Genomic DNA, 15,611 nt, shown 5'->3' with positions numbered 1-15,611 from the left:
TAGACGGCGTCGCAGAGCACTCTAGGAGACGTGGCCCACTTCGGCGGTGTCCGTCAGGGCGCGACTTGCGGGCGGTACGGGCGGGGCGTTCACCCTGCGACGGCTCACCGACGTGCGGCCCACGGACGACCCGGAGGCCGAGGCGAGCGTGCGCCGGGTCGACTCGCCCGTCGGGTACAGGGCCGGCAGCGCCTGCGCGGTGACGGTCAGGCCGCGTGCCACCACCACCCGCCGGAACGACCGCAGCAGCGTGTGGTCGGCGATGAACGCCGCCACCGTGGTGGCCGTCCCGTCGGCCAGCGTGTACCGCAGCCGCAGCGGCATGACCGGTGTGCCCGTGGCGACGACGGCCTGGAACAGCGCCGGCCGGAACCTCCCGCCGGTGCGGCCGCAGTATGTCGTTCCCTCGGGAAATGCCGCGACGACGTCACCGGCGGCGAGCGCCTCGCGGACCTCGGCCACGGTGTCGGGCAGCGTCCGGGGACGGCTGCGGTTGATGAAGATCGTGCCCGCGACGTGCGACAGCCGCCCGAAGACCGGCCACTCGCCCACCTCGGTCTTGGCCACCAGCCGGGCCGGCAGGTGCGCGTAGAGCACCAGGACGTCCATCCACGACACGTGGTTGGAGACCACGAACGCCCCCCGGCCGGGCAGCCGCCCGCGCACCGTGTGCCGCACACCGAGCGCGGCGAGCAGTGCGCGGGAGAAGCGCCGGACGGCCGCCGCGGCGCGCGGTGCCGGCACGAACGGCAGCGTCACCGCGCCCGCGAGCACCACCGCGACGACCGCGAGCAGCCGTCCGGCGACCGTCCAACGGGAGGCCCGGGGTACCGCTCCCTCGGCCGGCAGGCAGTCGCCGCCGCAGCCGGAGGTGGGTTGCCACATCGGAGCGCCCCTCACTCGCCGAGGAAGTGCTTCAGGTAGCGCGGGTCGACCCGGTCCAGCGAGAGCAGGACCAGGAAGTCCGCGACGTCGAAGTCGGGGTCGTGCGCGGGCGGGCCGCAGACCCACGCGCCGAGGCGCAGGTAGCCGCGCAGCAGCGGGGGGACCTGGGTGCGCCGGGGCGGTTCGACGGAGGCGACCGGCCACGGCACGTGCGGGGTGGCCCGCCAGGCGGGCGGGGCCAGGTGCTTGGCGCGGCCGAGCTGCCAGACGCCGGCCGCCGTCTCGCCGCCGTCGGCGAGCGGCACGGAGGCGCAGCCCATGAGCCAGCGGTGACCGGAGAGGTGCATGTAACGGGCGATGCCGGTCCACATCAGGTTGATCACCGCGCCGGTGCGGTGGTCCGGGTGCACGCAGGAACGCCCGGTCTCGACCAGCTGGTTACGCAGCGGGGCGAGCCCCCGCAGGTCGAACTCGCCGTCGGAGTAGAGCCGCGCGATGCGTCCGGGCGGAAGCATGCGGTAGGTGCCGACCACCTCGCCGGTGGGCTCGGCCGTGATGACGAGGTGGTCGCAGTGGACGTCGAGATCATCGATGTCCATGCCCGCCTCGACGGTGTGCAGGACCGCGCCGAGTTCCTCGGCGAAGACCCGGTGACGCAGGGCCTGAGCGGCCCTGACCTGCGCACCCTCGGTCGCCACCGAGATGGCGTACGAGAGCGAGCCGCTGGGCGCCGCGGCCGCGAGAATCGTCATGACCTGTGTGTAAGGGCCGGCCACGAACGCAACCGTGAGAACGTGTGTGCGTGCAGGAAACAGTGGGTTACAGCGGGACTCCCCTGTATCGCAAGCTGGGGATCGCGGCCTTCCACCGGGTACTTCTCGACGGTCGGCCGGCGGGGTTCGAGATGCTCTTGCCCCAAGGTGTGACGGTGCACGAGCGCAACGCCGGGGGTGGCATCCCGTACGACGTCATCCTCGCGTTCTGCCCGGACCTGCGCCGGCTGCGGCGCCGGTGGCCGATACTGCACGCGCGGACCAACGCCGCCGGCGCGCTGTGGATCGCGTGGCCGAAGAAGGCGTCCGGCGTGCCCACCGACCTCACCGAGGACGTGATCCGCGAGTTCGCGCTCGCCAACGGCCGGGTCGACACGAAGGTGTGCGCCATCGACGCCGTCTGGTCCGGGCTCAAACACGTGATCCGTGTCACGGATCGATAACAGGGTCGTTCGTTAGTCGTTCCGGGATGGGCCGACCGGTCGGTTCGCAACCTTTGCCTCCGGGACGGAATCCATTTAACGGACCGACAGCGCGTAGCCTGGGAGCCGACCAATCTCACCGTCAGCGCGTAAACGCGTGGAAGAGGCGATACCGGCGTGTCGACCCAGGCGACCAACGAGCAGGACAATCCTTTCGCTGGCTTCGGTCCCAACGAGTGGATCGTCGAGGACATGTACCAGCAGTACCTCACCGATCCGGGCAGCGTGGACCCGGCGTGGCACGAGTTCTTCGCCGACTACAAGCCGGTCGGCGAGGGCCAGGGCACCGACGCCCCGTCCGCCGCGACCGTGCAGTCGGCAAACGCCGCGCAGTCGGCCGCGGTCGGCCAGGCCGGCCCCGCAAAGCCGGCCACCACCGCCGCCCGCCCGGCGACGTCCTCGACCACAGCGGCCTCCACCGGCACCGGCCGGTCGGCTCCGGCAGATTCCCCGTCTGCCGGCCCCGCACCGAAGTCCGCACCGGCAGCCAAGGCCGCTCCGGCAGCCGCCAAGGCCGCGCCCGCCGCGTCCAACGGCAAGCCCACCGATGCGAAGACCGTGCCGCTCAAGGGCGTGGCGGCCCGCATCGTGCAGAACATGGACGCCTCGCTCGCCGTGCCGACGGCGACCAGCGTGCGGGCCGTCCCGGCGAAGCTGCTCGCCGACAACCGCATCGTCATCAACAACCACCTCGCCCGCGGGCGGGGCGGCAAGGTCAGCTTCACCCACCTCATCGGGTTCGCCGTCGTCAAGGCGCTGCACGCGCACCCGGAGATGAACAACTCGTTCGCGACCGCCGACGGTAAGCCCAACCTGGTGCAGCCCGCCCACGTCAACCTCGGCATCGCGATCGACCTGGCCAAGCCGGACGGCTCCCGCACCCTGGTGGTGCCGAGCATCAAGCAGTGCGAGTCGATGGACTTCCGCCAGTTCTGGGGGGTGTACGAGGACATCGTCCGCCGTGCCCGCCGCAACGAACTGACGATGGACGACTACGCCGGTACGACGATCTCGCTGACCAACCCGGGCGGCATCGGCACCGTGCACTCGCAGCCGCGGCTGATGGCCGGCCAGGGCACGATCGTCGGCGTCGGCGCGATGGAGTACCCGGCCCCGTTCTCCGGGATGAGCGAGGAACAGCTCGCCGACATGGCCGTCAGCAAGATCATCACGCTGACGAGCACCTACGACCACCGGATCATCCAGGGCGCGCAGTCCGGCGAGTTCCTCAAGGTCATCCACGAACTGCTGCTCGGCGAGCACGGCTTCTACGACGAGATCTTCACGGCGCTGCGCATCCCGTACGAGCCGGTGCGCTGGGTGCGCGACGTCGCGCACACCTCCGAGGGGCAGATCGACAAGGCCGCCCGCGTGGTCGAGATGATCCACGCCTACCGGGTGCGCGGTCACCTCATGGCGGACACCGACCCGCTCGAGTTCAAGATCCGCAAGCACCCCGACCTCGACGTGCTCCAGCACGGGCTCACGCTGTGGGACCTCGACCGCAAGTTCCCGGTCGGTGGCTTCTCCGGCAAGCAGAAGATGAAGCTGCGCGAGGTGCTCGGCGTCCTGCGCGACTCGTACTGCCGCCGCATCGGCGTGGAGTACATGCACATCCAGGACCCCGAGGAACGCCGCTGGATCGCCACCCGGGTCGAGAAGAAGTACGAGAAGCCCGACCGCGAGGAGCAGAAGCACATCCTGGGCCGGCTCAACGCCGCCGAGGCCTTCGAGACGTTCCTGCAGACCAAGTTCGTGGGGCAGCGCCGCTTCTCGCTCGAGGGCGGCGAGTCGCTGATCCCGCTCCTCGACGAGGTGCTGCAGAAGTCGGCCGAGGCCGACCTCGACGAGGTCGTCATCGGGATGGCCCACCGCGGCCGGCTCAACGTGCTCGCCAACATCGTCGGCAAGCCCTACGAGAAGATCTTCTCCGAGTTCGAGGGTCACCTGGACCTGAAGAGCGCGCACGGCTCCGGCGACGTCAAGTACCACCTCGGCATGACCGGCAAGTTCACGACGCCGGACGGGGACCACGCGACGACGGTCAGCGTCGTGGCCAACCCGTCCCACCTGGAGGCCGTCAACCCGGTCCTCGAGGGCATCGTGCGCGCCAAGCAGGACCGCATCGACCTGAAGCTCGAGGGCTACACCGTCCTGCCGGTGCTGGTGCACGGCGACGCGGCGTTCGCCGGGCAGGGCGTGGTCGCCGAGACGCTCAACCTGTCGCAGATCCCGGGCTACCGCACCGGCGGCACCGTGCACGTGGTCGTCAACAACCAGGTCGGGTTCACCACCGCGCCGGAGTACTCGCGTTCGTCGCTGTACTCCACCGACGTCGCGCGGATGATCCAGGCGCCGATCTTCCACGTCAACGGCGACGACCCCGAGGCCGTCGTGCGGGTGGCGCGGCTGGCGTTCGAGTACCGGCAGGCGTTCCACAAGGACGTCGTCATCGACCTGGTCTGCTACCGCCGCCGCGGGCACAACGAGGGCGACGACCCCTCGATGACCAACCCGCTGATGTACGCGATCATCGACCAGAAGCGTTCGGTGCGGAAGATCTACACCGAGGAGCTGATCGGCCGCGGCGACATCACCGTCGAGGAGGCCGAGGAGTCGTTGCGCGACTACCACGGCCAGCTGGAGACGGTGTTCAAGGCGACCCGCGACACCGGCTCCCCGTCGGCCCGCCGGTCCCGCCTGCGCGAGCCGGAGCCGGAGCCGGCCGTCGACACCCGCGTCGACGCCGACCTCCTGCGGCGCATCGGCGAGGCGCACACCAACCTCCCCGAGGGGCTGACCCCGCACAAGCGGGTGGCGCAGCTGCTCGAGCGGCGCGCCAAGATGGCCGTCGAGGGCGGCATCGACTGGGGCTTCGGCGAGATCCTGGCGTTCGGGTCGCTCGTGTCGCAGGGCGTCACGGTCCGCCTCGCCGGACAGGACTCCCGCCGGGGAACGTTCGTGCAGCGCCACGCCGCCGTCGTCGACTCGGTCACCGGCGGCGAGTACCTGCCGTTGCACTCGCTGGCGCAGGAGCCGACCCGGTTCTTCGTGTACGACTCGCTGCTCAGCGAGTTCGCGGCGATGGGCTTCGAGTACGGCTACTCGGTGGAGAACCCGGACGCGCTCGTGCTCTGGGAGGCGCAGTTCGGCGACTTCGTCAACGGCGCGCAGTCCATCGTGGACGAGTTCATCTCCTCCGGTGAGGTCAAGTGGGGCCAGCGCTCGGCGGTGACGCTGCTGCTGCCGCACTCGCACGAGGGGCAGGGGCCGGACCACACCTCCGGGCGTCCGGAGCGGTTCCTGTCGCTGTGCGCCGAGGACAACATGCGGGTGGCCATCCCGACCACGCCGGCGAACTACTTCCACCTGCTGCGCCGGCAGGCGCTGTCCAGCAAGAAGAAGCCGCTGGTGGTCTTCACGCCGAAGTCGCTGCTGCGGCACCGGCTGTGCGTGTCGTCGGTCGCGGAGTTCACCGACCAGAGCTTCGAGCCGGTGCTCGGCGACCCGGGCATCAACGGCACCCCGATCGACCCGGCCCAGGTCAAGCGGGTGCTGCTCTGCTCCGGCAAGGTCTACTACGACCTGCTGCAGGCGCGGGCCGACCGCGGCGTCACCGACACCACGATCCTGCGGGTCGAGCAGCTGTACCCGCTGCCGGTCGAGGAGCTGCGGCGGGCCCTGGCGACGTTCCCGGCCGCCGAGGACTTCGCCTGGGTGCAGGAGGAGCCGGCCAACCAGGGGGCGTGGTCGTTCATCGCGCTCAACCTGCTGGAGCACCTCGACGGGGTGCGCCTGCGCCGCATCTCCCGCCCGGCCGCCGCGGCGCCGGCGGTCGGTTCGACCAAGATGCACGACGTGGAGCAGGCGGCGCTGATCGAGGCCGCACTGCCGAAGGCATGAGTTGATGTGACAGACGGCCCTCGGCGCCCGCCGGGGGCCGTCTCTCATTAGGATCGCGCCGTGTATTTCACGGATCGTGGCATCGAGGAACTCTCCGAGCGGCGCGGCGAGGAGTCCGTCACCATCGACTGGCTGGCGGAACGCCTGCGTGAGTTCGTCGACATGAACCCCGAGTTCGAGACCCCGGTCGAACGGCTGGCCACCTGGCTCGCCCGGCTGGACGACGAGGACGAGGACTGATGCCGGCCTTCGAGGAGCAGCTGCGCGACGCGTTCGCGATCCTGCTCGGCCGGCCGCTCGAGGCGTTTCCCGAGGGCACCTACGCGACCTTCCACTGGGACGACGAACTGCGGGCCGAGCTGTTCTCGCCGGAGTTCGGCGAGGACGCCGATCCGAACGAGCTGGACCCCCGCCGCTGGCAGGTCGACGTGCAGCGCTCGCTGGTCCTGGTCGACGACGCCTCCGAGGTCGACCAGCTGGAGCCGATGGCCGACGCGCTCGACGAACTGTCGTTCGTGTCGGGCGACTTCGAGGTGGTGCGCGGCCGCGACATGCTGACGCTGCTGGGCGCGCACGGCGTGGATCCGGACGAGATCGACTACTTCGTGCCGGTGATCCTGCGGGTACGCACGGACGGCACGCTCTTCGACGCGCTCCGCGCCGCCACCTGGACCATGGACGAGGGTGCGCTCACGGAGCCCGACGAGGACGCGGAGGTCGACGGAACGTGGGCGGAACGCCTCTCCGCGATCGCCGACCCGGCCCTGCGGAAACACTTCGCCAACCTGTGCCTCGACGCCCACTCGGCCCGCGCCTACGGCGCCTGGTTCGCGGGTACGACGCAGCCGCTGAACTCCTTCGGGTCCGCGCTGGAGGCGTTCGGTGCCGAGGCGGTGGCGACCTGGGAGTTCGGCGAGGGTCAGGCGACGACGTGGGTGGTGCGCCTGAAGACGGACGCGTGACGCGTCAGGCGACCGTCACCAGAAGGATCACGACGACGGCGATCACGAGCACCACGACGCCGCCGATGACGATCTGGGGGAGCACGGAGGCCCGCTCGGGTGCCGACGTCCCCTCCGTGCGCTGCACGAACGCGCGGAAGGCCTCGGTGTTGCCGCTCGGGTCCTGACCTTGATCGGACATGGTCGACACCTTAGCGCCGTCGCGGCCGCGAGCTAGCCTCGGACGGGTGCCGCTTCGCGTCGGGTTCGTGATACTGGCCGCATCCCTACTGGTCGGATGCGGCGGAAACGCCGCGGACCAGGACAATGCGGCGCCTGCCGGGGCGGCTTCTCCGTCGCCTTCGGCCGCCGTGGTCAGCGCGCTGCCGCTGCCGACCGGCAAGGCCCCGACCCGCACGTACCAGGTCGCCAACCGCACCGACACGTACACCCGCGACGGCAGCCGCACGCTGCGCACCACGACCTGGTACCCGAAGGGAACGGCCGGGAAGTTCCCGGTGGTGCTCTTCAGCCACGGGCTCAACGGCCTGCCGGAGGACTTCCGGCCGCTGCTGTCGAAGTGGGCGGCGGCCGGGTTCGTGGTCGTGGCGCCGGCGTACCCCAACACCAGCCGCAACTCGGGGAAGTTCGACATCGCCGACGTGCTCAACCAGCCGGCCGACGGGTCGTTCGTGCTGACGCAGGCGCTGGCCGGGCCGTTGAAGGACATCATGGACCCGGAACGCCTCGGCGCCGCCGGCCACTCGGCGGGCGGGATCACCACGGTGGGCCTCTTCACCACCTCACGCGATCCGCGGCTGCGCAGCGGCGTGGTCTTCGCGGGCGCGGCGATCGGCGTCGGGTCGGGGTTCAGCGGAGCGGCGGTGCCGCTGATGTTCGTGCACGGCGACGCCGACGAGGTGGTCAGCTACGCGTCCGGCAAGGAGATCTTCGACGCGGCGCCGTGGCCGAAGGCGCTGTTCACGCTGCCCGGCGGGGATCACTCGACGGCGTACATGCGCGAGTCGGCGAAGGCGTACCCCGCGGTGGCGGCGTCCACCCTGGACTTCCTGCGGTACAGCCTCTACGGCGACACCGCCGCCCGCGGCAGGCTGGCCGCCGACGCGAAGCCGGCGGGCACCCTCGACGACAAACTGGGCTGAGACCTCAGCGGGTGTAGTCGATCACTACCTTGCCGAACACGTCGCCGTCGTTCAGCTTCTCGAACGCCTTGCGCACCTCGGAGAAGCCGAACACGGAGTCGACGACCGGCCGGACGTCCTTCTCCACGAGCAGCGTCATGAGCGCCGCGAGTTCCTCCGGGGTGCCCATGCTCGTGCCGAGGATCTCCAGCTGGTTGGCGAACACCCGGCGCAGGTTGACCTTGGGCAGGTGGCCGGCCGTGGCGCCGGAGACGACGATGCGCCCACCGACGTTCGCGCACTTCATCGAGTGTTCGAACGTCGCCTCGCCGACCGTCTCGATGACGACGTCGACCCGTTCGGGCAGCCGCGCACCCGGCTCGAACGCCGTGGCGCCCAGCGCGGCGATCCGTTCCCGCTTGGCCGCGTCGCGGCTGGTGGCGTAGACCCGCGCACCGAGTGCGCCGGCGAGCACCACGGCCGCCGTGGCGACGCCCCCGCCCGCCCCCTGAACGAGCACCGAGCCGCCCGCCGTCAGCCGCCCCTTCGCGGTGAGCATGCGGTACGCGGTCAGCCACGCCGTCGGCAGGCACGCCGCATCCGTGAAGCTCAGCGCCTCCGGCTTGCGCACCAGGTTGGTGGCGGGAACGGTGACGCGCTCGGAAAGCGTTCCCGGAAAATGCTCCGAGAGGATCGACCACGGCGGACCCGACTCGGGGCCGAAGATCACCGGATAGACGACCACCTCGCTGCCGTCCGGCGCGATCCCGGCGGCGTCGCAGCCGAGGATCATCGGCAGCTTGTCGGCGGGAAGGCCCACGCCGCGCAGCGACCACAGGTCGTGGTGGTTGAGGGAGCCGGCCCGGACCTCGACGGTGACCCAGTCGGGACCCGCCGGGGTCGGCTCGGGCCGCTCCCCCACCTCCAGCGCGGACAGCGGATCGGCGTCGTTGGCGGCGATGGCATAGGCGGCACGCATGCCCCCATCCCAGCACAGCTCAGCGGCAGACGCCGCCTTCCCGGGCGGCCACCGCGACGGCGTGCGCGACGGCGTCGGCCACCCGCGGGTCGAGCGGGCTCGGCACGATCGCGTCGGGCCGCACGCTCGCCGCGACCACGTCGGCGATCGCGGTCGCCGCGGCCACCTTCATCTCCTCGGTGATGCGGGTCGCGCCGGCGTCGAGCGCGCCCCGGAAGATCCCGGGGAACGCCAGCACGTTGTTGATCTGGTTGGGGAAGTCGCTGCGACCGGTGGCGACGATCGCGGCGTGCCGGGCGGCGATCTCCGGGTGGACCTCCGGGGTCGGGTTGGCCAGGGCGAAGATCGCGCCGCCCGGGGCCATCCCCGCGACGGCCGACTCGGGGATGGTGCCGCCGGAGACACCGACGAGAACGTCGGCCCCGCGCAGCGCCACGTCGATCCCGCCCGAGAGGTGCTCGGCATTGGTCAGGGCGGCGATCTCCCGCTTGGCGGCGTTGAGATCCGAACGCCCGCAGTAGATCGCGCCGCGCGAGTCGCACACGATCATCCGGTGCCCGTCGGCGCCGCCGGCGATGAGCATCTTCGCGACCGCGACCCCGGCCGCCCCGGCGCCGGAGATCACCACGCGCAGGTCGTCCATCTTGCGATCGAGCAGCGTCAACGCGTTGCGCAACGCGGCCAGCACGACGACCGCGGTGCCGTGCTGGTCGTCGTGGAACACCGGGATCGGCAGCTCCGCCTCGAGCCGCCGTTCGATCTCGAAGCAGCGCGGCGCGGAGATGTCCTCCAGGTTGATCCCGCCGAACGACGGCGCCAGCGCACGCACCAGCGCCACGATCTCGTCGGGATCCTGCGTGTCGAGGCAGATCGGCACGGCGTCGACGTTGCCGAACTGCTTGAACAGCGCGGCCTTGCCCTCCATGACCGGCATCGCGGCGCGCGGCCCGATGTTGCCCAGCCCCAGAACGGCCGACCCGTCGGTGACCACGGCGACGGTGTTGGCGACCCAGGTGTACTTGTGCACGAGGAACTCGTCCTCGGCGATGGCCTCGCAGACGCGCGCCACCCCGGGGGTGTACGCGATCGACAGATCGTCCCGGGTCGCCAGCGGAACGGTCCCGTGCACGGCGAGCTTGCCGCCGGTGTGCGAGATGAAGACCGGATCGTCAGGATCGAAGGATGCGGGCACGACTCCTCCAGTGCGCCAGTGCAGTGTGAGAGATCGGCACCGGAGGGGTCTCCTGGGCGGTGCTGGTGAATCGGCGTCCGGCGACGGTGGGCCGGACGGCAATGCATTACCTTAACCCGCGCGGCCACCCGTTTCAGACCACGAAACGACAGCGTTCATCGAATCATCCGTGGGCGCGGCCAGTAGCGCAGCACCACGCGGCCGAGCACCTCGCCGGGCCCGTAGGCGCGCGAGTCGTCGGACCCGAACGTGTTGTCGCCGACCAACCAGTACCCGCCGTCGACCGGCCGCTCGACCCGCTTCACCATCACGAGGTCCGGCCGTGCCGCGAAGCGCGCGATCACCACGTGGCCGGCCCGCGCCCGCCGGGTGCGCACGGCCAGCACGAAGTCGCCGGAGCGCAGAGTGGGCACCATCGACGGCCCGTGGACGGCCGCGGCGAACAACGGTAGGCGCATCGTCACCTCCGTGTCGCTGGGCGATGGCAGGCGGAGTAGGGTCGGCACGAGGATCATCGCAAACCATTCCAGGAGGGTTCGATGCGCTTGTCGCGCCTCTTCTCCCCGCGAATCGTGGCTCACGCCCACTGTGACCTGCCCTGTGGCGTCTACGACCCGGCGCAGGCCCGGATCGAGGCCGAGTCGGTCAAGGCCATCGCGGAGAAGTACCAGGCCAATGAGGACCCGGAGTTTCGCACCCGGGCGATCCTGATCAAGGAGCAGCGCGCGGAGCTGGTCAAGCACCACCTGTGGGTGCTGTGGACCGACTACTTCAAGCCGCCGCACTTCGAGAAGTACCCGCAGCTGCACGCCCTCTTCAACGAGGCGACCAAGCTCGCCGGTGCCGCCGGCGCCAAGGGCAAGGTCGACGTCAAGGTGGCCGAGGACCTGCTCGGCAAGATCGACGAGATCGCCAAGATCTTCTGGGAGACCAAGCAGGCCTGAGCCTGCGGACGGTTTCCGGCCCCCGATCCCTCACCCGGGACGGGGGCCGTCACCATCGGCGACCATCCGAGGAAACGATGGACATCACGATCCGCCCCGTCACTCCCGCCGACGTACCCGCCGTCGTCGGCATGGTGCACGACCTCGCCGAGTTCGAGCAGGCCGCGCACGAGTGCCACCTCACCGAGGCGCAGCTGACCGCCGCCCTGTTCGATCCGGCGCCGGCGCTGTTCGGGCACGTGGCGGTCCGGGAGGATGAGCCGATCGGCTTCGCCCTGTGGTTCCGCAACTTCTCGACCTGGCGCGGCGTGCACGGGGTCTACCTGGAGGACCTCTACGTGCGGCCGTCGGCGCGGGGCAGCGGCGCCGGTAAGGCGTTGCTCGCGACACTTGCGTCGATCTGTGTCGAACGGGGTTATGAACGACTGGAGTGGTGGGTACTCCACTGGAACCCGGCCCGGGAGTTCTACCACTCCATCGGGGCGGGTCCGATGGACGAGTGGATCCCGTACCGGTTGACCGGTGATCCCCTGCGGAGCCTCGCGGCGCAGGCGGAGACCTGGCACGGCGCACCGCCCGGCGACTCGCTGCCTGGCGGCGACGACGTAGAGTCATAGCGAGGGGGATGCGGGTGTGACGCAGGTGATACCGGAACCGTGGGCGACCGACGACGTCGTCGTGCTGTGCGTGCCCGCCGCGGGGGCATATCTCGGTGTGCTGCGGACGGCGACGGCCGGCCTGGCCGCGCGGCTCCAGTTCACGCTCGACGAGATCGAGGATCTGCGCATAGCCGTGGATGAGGCGTGCGCCATGCTGCTGCCGATCGCCACGCCGGACGCGGAGCTGTCGTGCCGCTTCGCCGTCACGGACGACGCGCTGACTGTGGAGACGAGCGTGCCGACGACCGCCTCGGGTTCGCGGCTGCCGGCGGAGTCGTTCTCGTGGCAGGTGCTCTCGGCCCTGGCCGACGAGATCGACGCGACCCTCAACGGCGGCCAGGCGGCGATCCGCCTGACCAAGCGGCGCCCCAAGTAGCTACACCGGCTGGTACCGCACGTCCGCGTAGGTCTCGTGCAGTGCCGCCAGGTGGGCCGCCGCCGCGCCGCGGGCCGCCCCGACGTCGCGGGACTCGATCGCCGCCAGGATCTCGCGGTGATCGCGGTCAAAGCGCTGCCAGCGGTCGAACGGGAAACGCGCGCCGATCTCGCGCTGGTTACCGACGCTGTAGAGCGGCTCCAGCACCATCTGCAGCACGGGATTGCCGCACGCCCTGGCGACTGCGGCGTGGAAGAGGCTGCTGCCGGCGAGCAGCGTGTCGAGGTCGGCCGTCTCCGGATCGCAGAACGTCGCCCGCATAACGGCGATGTCCTCGGCGTCGGCGCGGCGCGCGGCGAGCCCCGCGGCCGGCACCTCGAGCAGTTCGCGCACCTCGAAGACCTGGTGCCCGTCGACCGGGCCGCACGACATGAGGAACTGCAGGCCGTTCGAGAGCGACTCGGCGAACAGCGACGGGTGCGGCTGGGTCACGAAGCTGCCGCCGGTGACCCCGCGCACGGTCGTGATCAGGTGCTGGCTGGCCAGCAGCCGCAGCGCCTCCCGCACGGTCGAGCGACTCAGTCCGGTGGAGCCGCACAGCTGCGGTTCGGTGGGGAGGCGCTCGCCGGGCTTCAGCCGCCCGGAGACGATCTCGGTGCGCAGGCGGTCGGCGAGGGTCCGGTAAGCCGGTAAGGCCACCCCGTGTTCGGACTTCACAACTGCGAAGCGTATTACCAATCACTACACAGCGTTGCCATGTCAGCTGAGGACTTCCCTGGTAGAGGGAACGACGAGCGCGATCACGCACCCGGCGGCGGCGAACACGATCAGCGCGCCCAGCGGGAGCGACAGCGCCTTGGCGAAGACCACCCCGACGGCGATCAGCAGCAGCTGCAGCACGATCAACGGCGCCCGCGCCCATTTGCGCCGCCGCAGCAGCCCCCACATGAGATACGGGAACGCCACCGCATAGAGCCCGACGTATCCGAGACTGCGCAGCGCACCGGTGCCCTCGTCGCGCGTGACGGCGAAGCTCAGCACCGCGATCAGCATCCATACGACGGCCGTCTCGACCGCCACCACACCGATCGCCAGCCGCAGTGCCCGCGGCAGCGGAACGGTCGGGGAAGATGTCACGCGGGTAACTGTATCGGCAGGCCGGAGGGCCGCTGAAGGTCACAGGGCCGCACTTGGGAGTACAGTGCCGGCCATGCGCGCGCTACTCGTGGTCAATCCGAAGGCCACCACGACGAGCGAACGCAGCCGGGACATCCTGGTCCGCGCGCTGCGCAGCGAGGTCGACCTCACGGTCGAGTACACCAAGCGCCGGGGCCACGCGGCGACACTCGCGCGCGACGCCGCCCGTGCGGGCATCGACGTGGTCGTGACGCTCGGCGGCGACGGCACCGTCAACGAGGCGGTCAACGGTCTCCTCACGGCCGAGCCCGGCGCCAAGGACCCGGCCGGCGGCGCCGACCGCAGGCCCGCGCTGGCGGTGGTGCCCGGCGGTTCGACGAACGTCTTCGCCCGCGCGATCGGCCTGCCGCGGGACTGGGCCGAGGGCACCTACGTGATCCTGCAGGCGCTGCGGGCCGGCACGACGCGCACGATCGGGCTGGGCCGCGCCGACGACCGCTACTTCACCTTCTGCGCGGGCTACGGGCTGGACGCCGAGGTGATCCGCCGGGTCGAGCGCGCCCGCCTGCGCGGCAAGGTCTCCACGCCGTGGCTGTACATGCGCTCCATCGGCGTCCAGTACTTCACCGAGACCGAGCGCAAGACGCAGCTGCTGACGTTGGAGCGTTCCGGGGAGGCGGACGTGCCGAGCCTGGCGAGCGTGGTCGTGCAGAACACCGCGCCGTGGACGTATGTCGGCGACCGCGCCGTCAACGCGTGCCCGGACGCGTCGTTCGACAAGAACCTCGACGTGATGGCCCTGAAAGTGTTGCGCGTCCCGAGCACGGCGCGCTTCTTCGCTCAGCTCGCCTCCGCCCGGCCCGCGCTGACGGGCAAGCAGGTGTTGACGTTGCATGATGTCGGGTCGTTCACGCTGCGTGCGAGCCGTCCGCTCTCATTTCAGCTCGACGGTGATTATCTCGGTGAACGGGGTAAAGTGGAGTTTGTCGCGGTTCCCCAGGCACTCCGCGTCGTGTGTTGATATTTCAGCCGCATTCAGCGACACCTTGCCAAAGGTGCGTCGTTAAGCCTGCTGCGGTACTACATTGGTTACTGACTGTTGCGAGTTAGGGTCGGCTTCTTAAGCTAAATCGGGCAAAACGGTCGTGAGGTTGCTCACCGGCCGTATTTTTTCCCAGAAGCCCCCTTGACATCACGGCAGTTCGTGAAAGTATTCACAAGCGAACACACGCCTGCCTTCGCACTGCTGGGCGCCCTCACCACCGCCGCATTAATGCGTCCCGGCACTGCGTTTGCATAGAAATGATCCGATCCGCGAATCAAGGAGTGTTGCCGTCATGTCTGACTGGCGCCACGTTGCTCTCTGCCGCGACGAGGACCCGGAGCTGTTCTTCCCGATCGGGACGTCCGGGCCGGCGTTGTTGCAGGTGGAACAGGCAAAGGCGGTCTGTCGGCGCTGTTCGGTAGTCGACGAGTGCCTGAAGTGGGCTCTCGAAACCGGTCAGGACGCCGGCGTCTGGGGCGGGATGAGCGAAGAAGAGCGGCGCGCCGTCAAGCGTCGCGGCGGCCTGCGGGTCCGCGCTCACTCGGCCTGATCGCACGAGTAAGTAATTACAGAGAAGTACGACCACCACACCAAACGCTACCGACGCCCCGGGATCAGCCTCCCGGGGCGTCGTCGCGTTTATTGCCATCGATTCCTGGCAACTTTCTCAGTCGAACAATTCTTCGAGGAATCCCTTGTGCCGTCTGCGATGCGGCGTCCCGGGATAGCCGTGTCCCGAGGCGGGATAGCCGGGCCCGTACGGCGCCGGGCCGCCCGGTGCCGGAGGCGGCGGGGGCGGGGGCGGGGGCACGTACGGGGCGTCGCCGCGCATCGGAGCGGGCGGCGGAGCCGGCGGGAACGGCACGTCCCCGCTCCCCGGCCCGGGCCGGAACCCGCCGGGCGGCCCCTGAGGCGCCGGCGGCCCGCCCAACGGCTCCGGCAGCGGCGGCGGCGTGGCCGGCACCATCACGCCGGGCGGTGACGGCGGGACCTGCCGGGCCTGCCACTCGCGCTCGGCCTCGAACAGCTTCTGCATCTCCCCGCGGTCCAGGAAGATCCCCTTGCACTCGACGCACTCGTCGATCGCGACGCCGGCCTTGTCCACGACCCGCATGGCGCCCTTGCACTTGGGACACGTCAGTTGGCGCATGCC

19 protein-coding genes are annotated in these 15,611 nt (G+C 70.4%); 10 read left to right on the top strand and 9 right to left on the bottom strand.

Annotated elements, in window-relative coordinates; translation table 11 throughout:
• Window positions 1-21: 21 nt before the first annotated feature.
• Window positions 22-885: a lysophospholipid acyltransferase family protein gene (locus tag Val02_RS35255; protein ID WP_203903623.1), complete on the bottom strand. Its 864-nt coding sequence runs from the start codon at window positions 883-885 to the stop codon at window positions 22-24.
• Between the two features lie 11 nt (window positions 886-896).
• Window positions 897-1,637, bottom strand: a complete 741-nt coding sequence (locus Val02_RS35250; protein WP_203903622.1) for a GNAT family N-acetyltransferase — start codon at window positions 1,635-1,637, stop codon at window positions 897-899.
• 176 nt (window positions 1,638-1,813) lie between these two features.
• On the opposite strand from Val02_RS35250, the gene Val02_RS35245 reads away from it, so the two are divergent.
• The 4 genes from Val02_RS35245 to Val02_RS35230 all read left to right on the top strand — a co-directional run bounded on the left by Val02_RS35245 (window position 1,814) and on the right by Val02_RS35230 (window position 7,005).
• Window positions 1,814-2,101 (top strand): hypothetical protein, encoded by a 288-nt coding sequence (locus Val02_RS35245; RefSeq protein ID WP_239153575.1) that lies wholly within the window; start codon window positions 1,814-1,816, stop codon window positions 2,099-2,101.
• A gap of 156 nt (window positions 2,102-2,257) precedes the next feature.
• The gene (locus Val02_RS35240; RefSeq protein WP_203903621.1) at window positions 2,258-6,043 is read left to right on the top strand and encodes a multifunctional oxoglutarate decarboxylase/oxoglutarate dehydrogenase thiamine pyrophosphate-binding subunit/dihydrolipoyllysine-residue succinyltransferase subunit; all 3,786 of its coding nucleotides are present in this window, start codon (window positions 2,258-2,260) and stop codon (window positions 6,041-6,043) included.
• Between the two features lie 60 nt (window positions 6,044-6,103).
• Window positions 6,104-6,283 carry a DUF6104 family protein gene (locus tag Val02_RS35235; protein ID WP_203903620.1) on the top strand — a complete coding sequence of 60 codons (180 nt, stop codon included), beginning with the start codon at window positions 6,104-6,106 and terminating at the stop codon, window positions 6,281-6,283.
• The gene (locus Val02_RS35230; protein WP_203903619.1) at window positions 6,283-7,005 is read left to right on the top strand and encodes a hypothetical protein; all 723 of its coding nucleotides are present in this window, start codon (window positions 6,283-6,285) and stop codon (window positions 7,003-7,005) included. Before Val02_RS35235 ends, Val02_RS35230 begins: the two co-directional genes overlap by 1 nt.
• A gap of 4 nt (window positions 7,006-7,009) precedes the next feature.
• On the opposite strand, the gene Val02_RS35225 is transcribed toward Val02_RS35230, so the two are convergent.
• On the bottom strand, window positions 7,010-7,186 hold the full coding sequence (locus tag Val02_RS35225) for a hypothetical protein (protein WP_203903618.1): 177 nt from the start codon (window positions 7,184-7,186) through the stop codon (window positions 7,010-7,012).
• Window positions 7,187-7,232: 46 nt separating this feature from the next.
• Between Val02_RS35225 and Val02_RS35220 the strand changes: the two genes are divergently transcribed.
• Window positions 7,233-8,147, top strand: coding sequence for an alpha/beta hydrolase family protein (locus Val02_RS35220; RefSeq protein ID WP_239153574.1), 915 nt, complete (start codon window positions 7,233-7,235; stop codon window positions 8,145-8,147).
• A 4-nt stretch (window positions 8,148-8,151) separates the two neighbouring features.
• On the opposite strand, the gene Val02_RS35215 is transcribed toward Val02_RS35220, so the two are convergent.
• The 3 genes from Val02_RS35215 to Val02_RS35205 all read right to left on the bottom strand — a co-directional run bounded on the left by Val02_RS35215 (window position 8,152) and on the right by Val02_RS35205 (window position 10,812).
• A complete protein-coding gene (locus Val02_RS35215) occupies window positions 8,152-9,105 on the bottom strand; it encodes a zinc-binding dehydrogenase (RefSeq protein ID WP_203903616.1) in 954 nt (317 codons plus the stop codon).
• 19 nt (window positions 9,106-9,124) lie between these two features.
• Window positions 9,125-10,297: an NAD(P)-dependent malic enzyme gene (locus tag Val02_RS35210; RefSeq protein WP_203903615.1), complete on the bottom strand. Its 1,173-nt coding sequence runs from the start codon at window positions 10,295-10,297 to the stop codon at window positions 9,125-9,127.
• 155 nt (window positions 10,298-10,452) lie between these two features.
• A complete protein-coding gene (locus tag Val02_RS35205) occupies window positions 10,453-10,812 on the bottom strand; it encodes a S26 family signal peptidase (protein WP_203903614.1) in 360 nt (119 codons plus the stop codon).
• 24 nt (window positions 10,813-10,836) lie between these two features.
• On the opposite strand from Val02_RS35205, the gene sodN reads away from it, so the two are divergent.
• The 3 genes from sodN to Val02_RS35190 all read left to right on the top strand — a co-directional run bounded on the left by sodN (window position 10,837) and on the right by Val02_RS35190 (window position 12,276).
• A complete protein-coding gene (gene sodN / locus Val02_RS35200) occupies window positions 10,837-11,241 on the top strand; it encodes a superoxide dismutase, Ni (RefSeq protein WP_203903613.1) in 405 nt (134 codons plus the stop codon).
• A gap of 77 nt (window positions 11,242-11,318) precedes the next feature.
• Complete coding sequence (locus Val02_RS35195) at window positions 11,319-11,858, top strand: GNAT family N-acetyltransferase (RefSeq protein ID WP_203903612.1); 540 nt, start codon at window positions 11,319-11,321, stop codon at window positions 11,856-11,858.
• Window positions 11,859-11,874: 16 nt separating this feature from the next.
• On the top strand, window positions 11,875-12,276 hold the full coding sequence (locus Val02_RS35190) for an ATP-binding protein (RefSeq protein ID WP_203903611.1): 402 nt from the start codon (window positions 11,875-11,877) through the stop codon (window positions 12,274-12,276).
• Here the strand turns inward: Val02_RS35190 and Val02_RS35185 are convergent, their stop codons facing one another.
• Together Val02_RS35185 and Val02_RS35180 are read right to left on the bottom strand one after the other, a co-directional pair.
• Window positions 12,277-12,993: a FadR/GntR family transcriptional regulator gene (locus Val02_RS35185; protein ID WP_239153572.1), complete on the bottom strand. Its 717-nt coding sequence runs from the start codon at window positions 12,991-12,993 to the stop codon at window positions 12,277-12,279.
• 42 nt (window positions 12,994-13,035) lie between these two features.
• Window positions 13,036-13,413 carry a hypothetical protein gene (locus tag Val02_RS35180; RefSeq protein WP_203903610.1) on the bottom strand — a complete coding sequence of 126 codons (378 nt, stop codon included), beginning with the start codon at window positions 13,411-13,413 and terminating at the stop codon, window positions 13,036-13,038.
• Between the two features lie 73 nt (window positions 13,414-13,486).
• Here Val02_RS35180 and Val02_RS35175 point away from each other — a divergent pair, with 73 nt between their 5' ends.
• Both Val02_RS35175 and Val02_RS35170 read left to right on the top strand, forming a co-directional pair.
• Window positions 13,487-14,434 (top strand): diacylglycerol/lipid kinase family protein, encoded by a 948-nt coding sequence (locus Val02_RS35175; RefSeq protein ID WP_203903609.1) that lies wholly within the window; start codon window positions 13,487-13,489, stop codon window positions 14,432-14,434.
• A gap of 316 nt (window positions 14,435-14,750) precedes the next feature.
• On the top strand, window positions 14,751-15,008 hold the full coding sequence (locus tag Val02_RS35170) for a WhiB family transcriptional regulator (protein WP_203903608.1): 258 nt from the start codon (window positions 14,751-14,753) through the stop codon (window positions 15,006-15,008).
• Between the two features lie 117 nt (window positions 15,009-15,125).
• On the opposite strand, the gene Val02_RS35165 is transcribed toward Val02_RS35170, so the two are convergent.
• Window positions 15,126-15,608, bottom strand: coding sequence for a TFIIB-type zinc ribbon-containing protein (locus tag Val02_RS35165; RefSeq protein ID WP_203903607.1), 483 nt, complete (start codon window positions 15,606-15,608; stop codon window positions 15,126-15,128).
• Between the last annotated feature and the right edge of the window lie 3 nt (window positions 15,609-15,611).

This window comes from Virgisporangium aliadipatigenens, from assembly GCF_016863615.1.
Taxonomy (GTDB): domain Bacteria; phylum Actinomycetota; class Actinomycetes; order Mycobacteriales; family Micromonosporaceae; genus Virgisporangium; species Virgisporangium aliadipatigenens.
The sequence above is the reverse complement of the archived record's forward strand: the minus strand, read 5'-3'. Positions and strand labels throughout refer to the sequence as shown.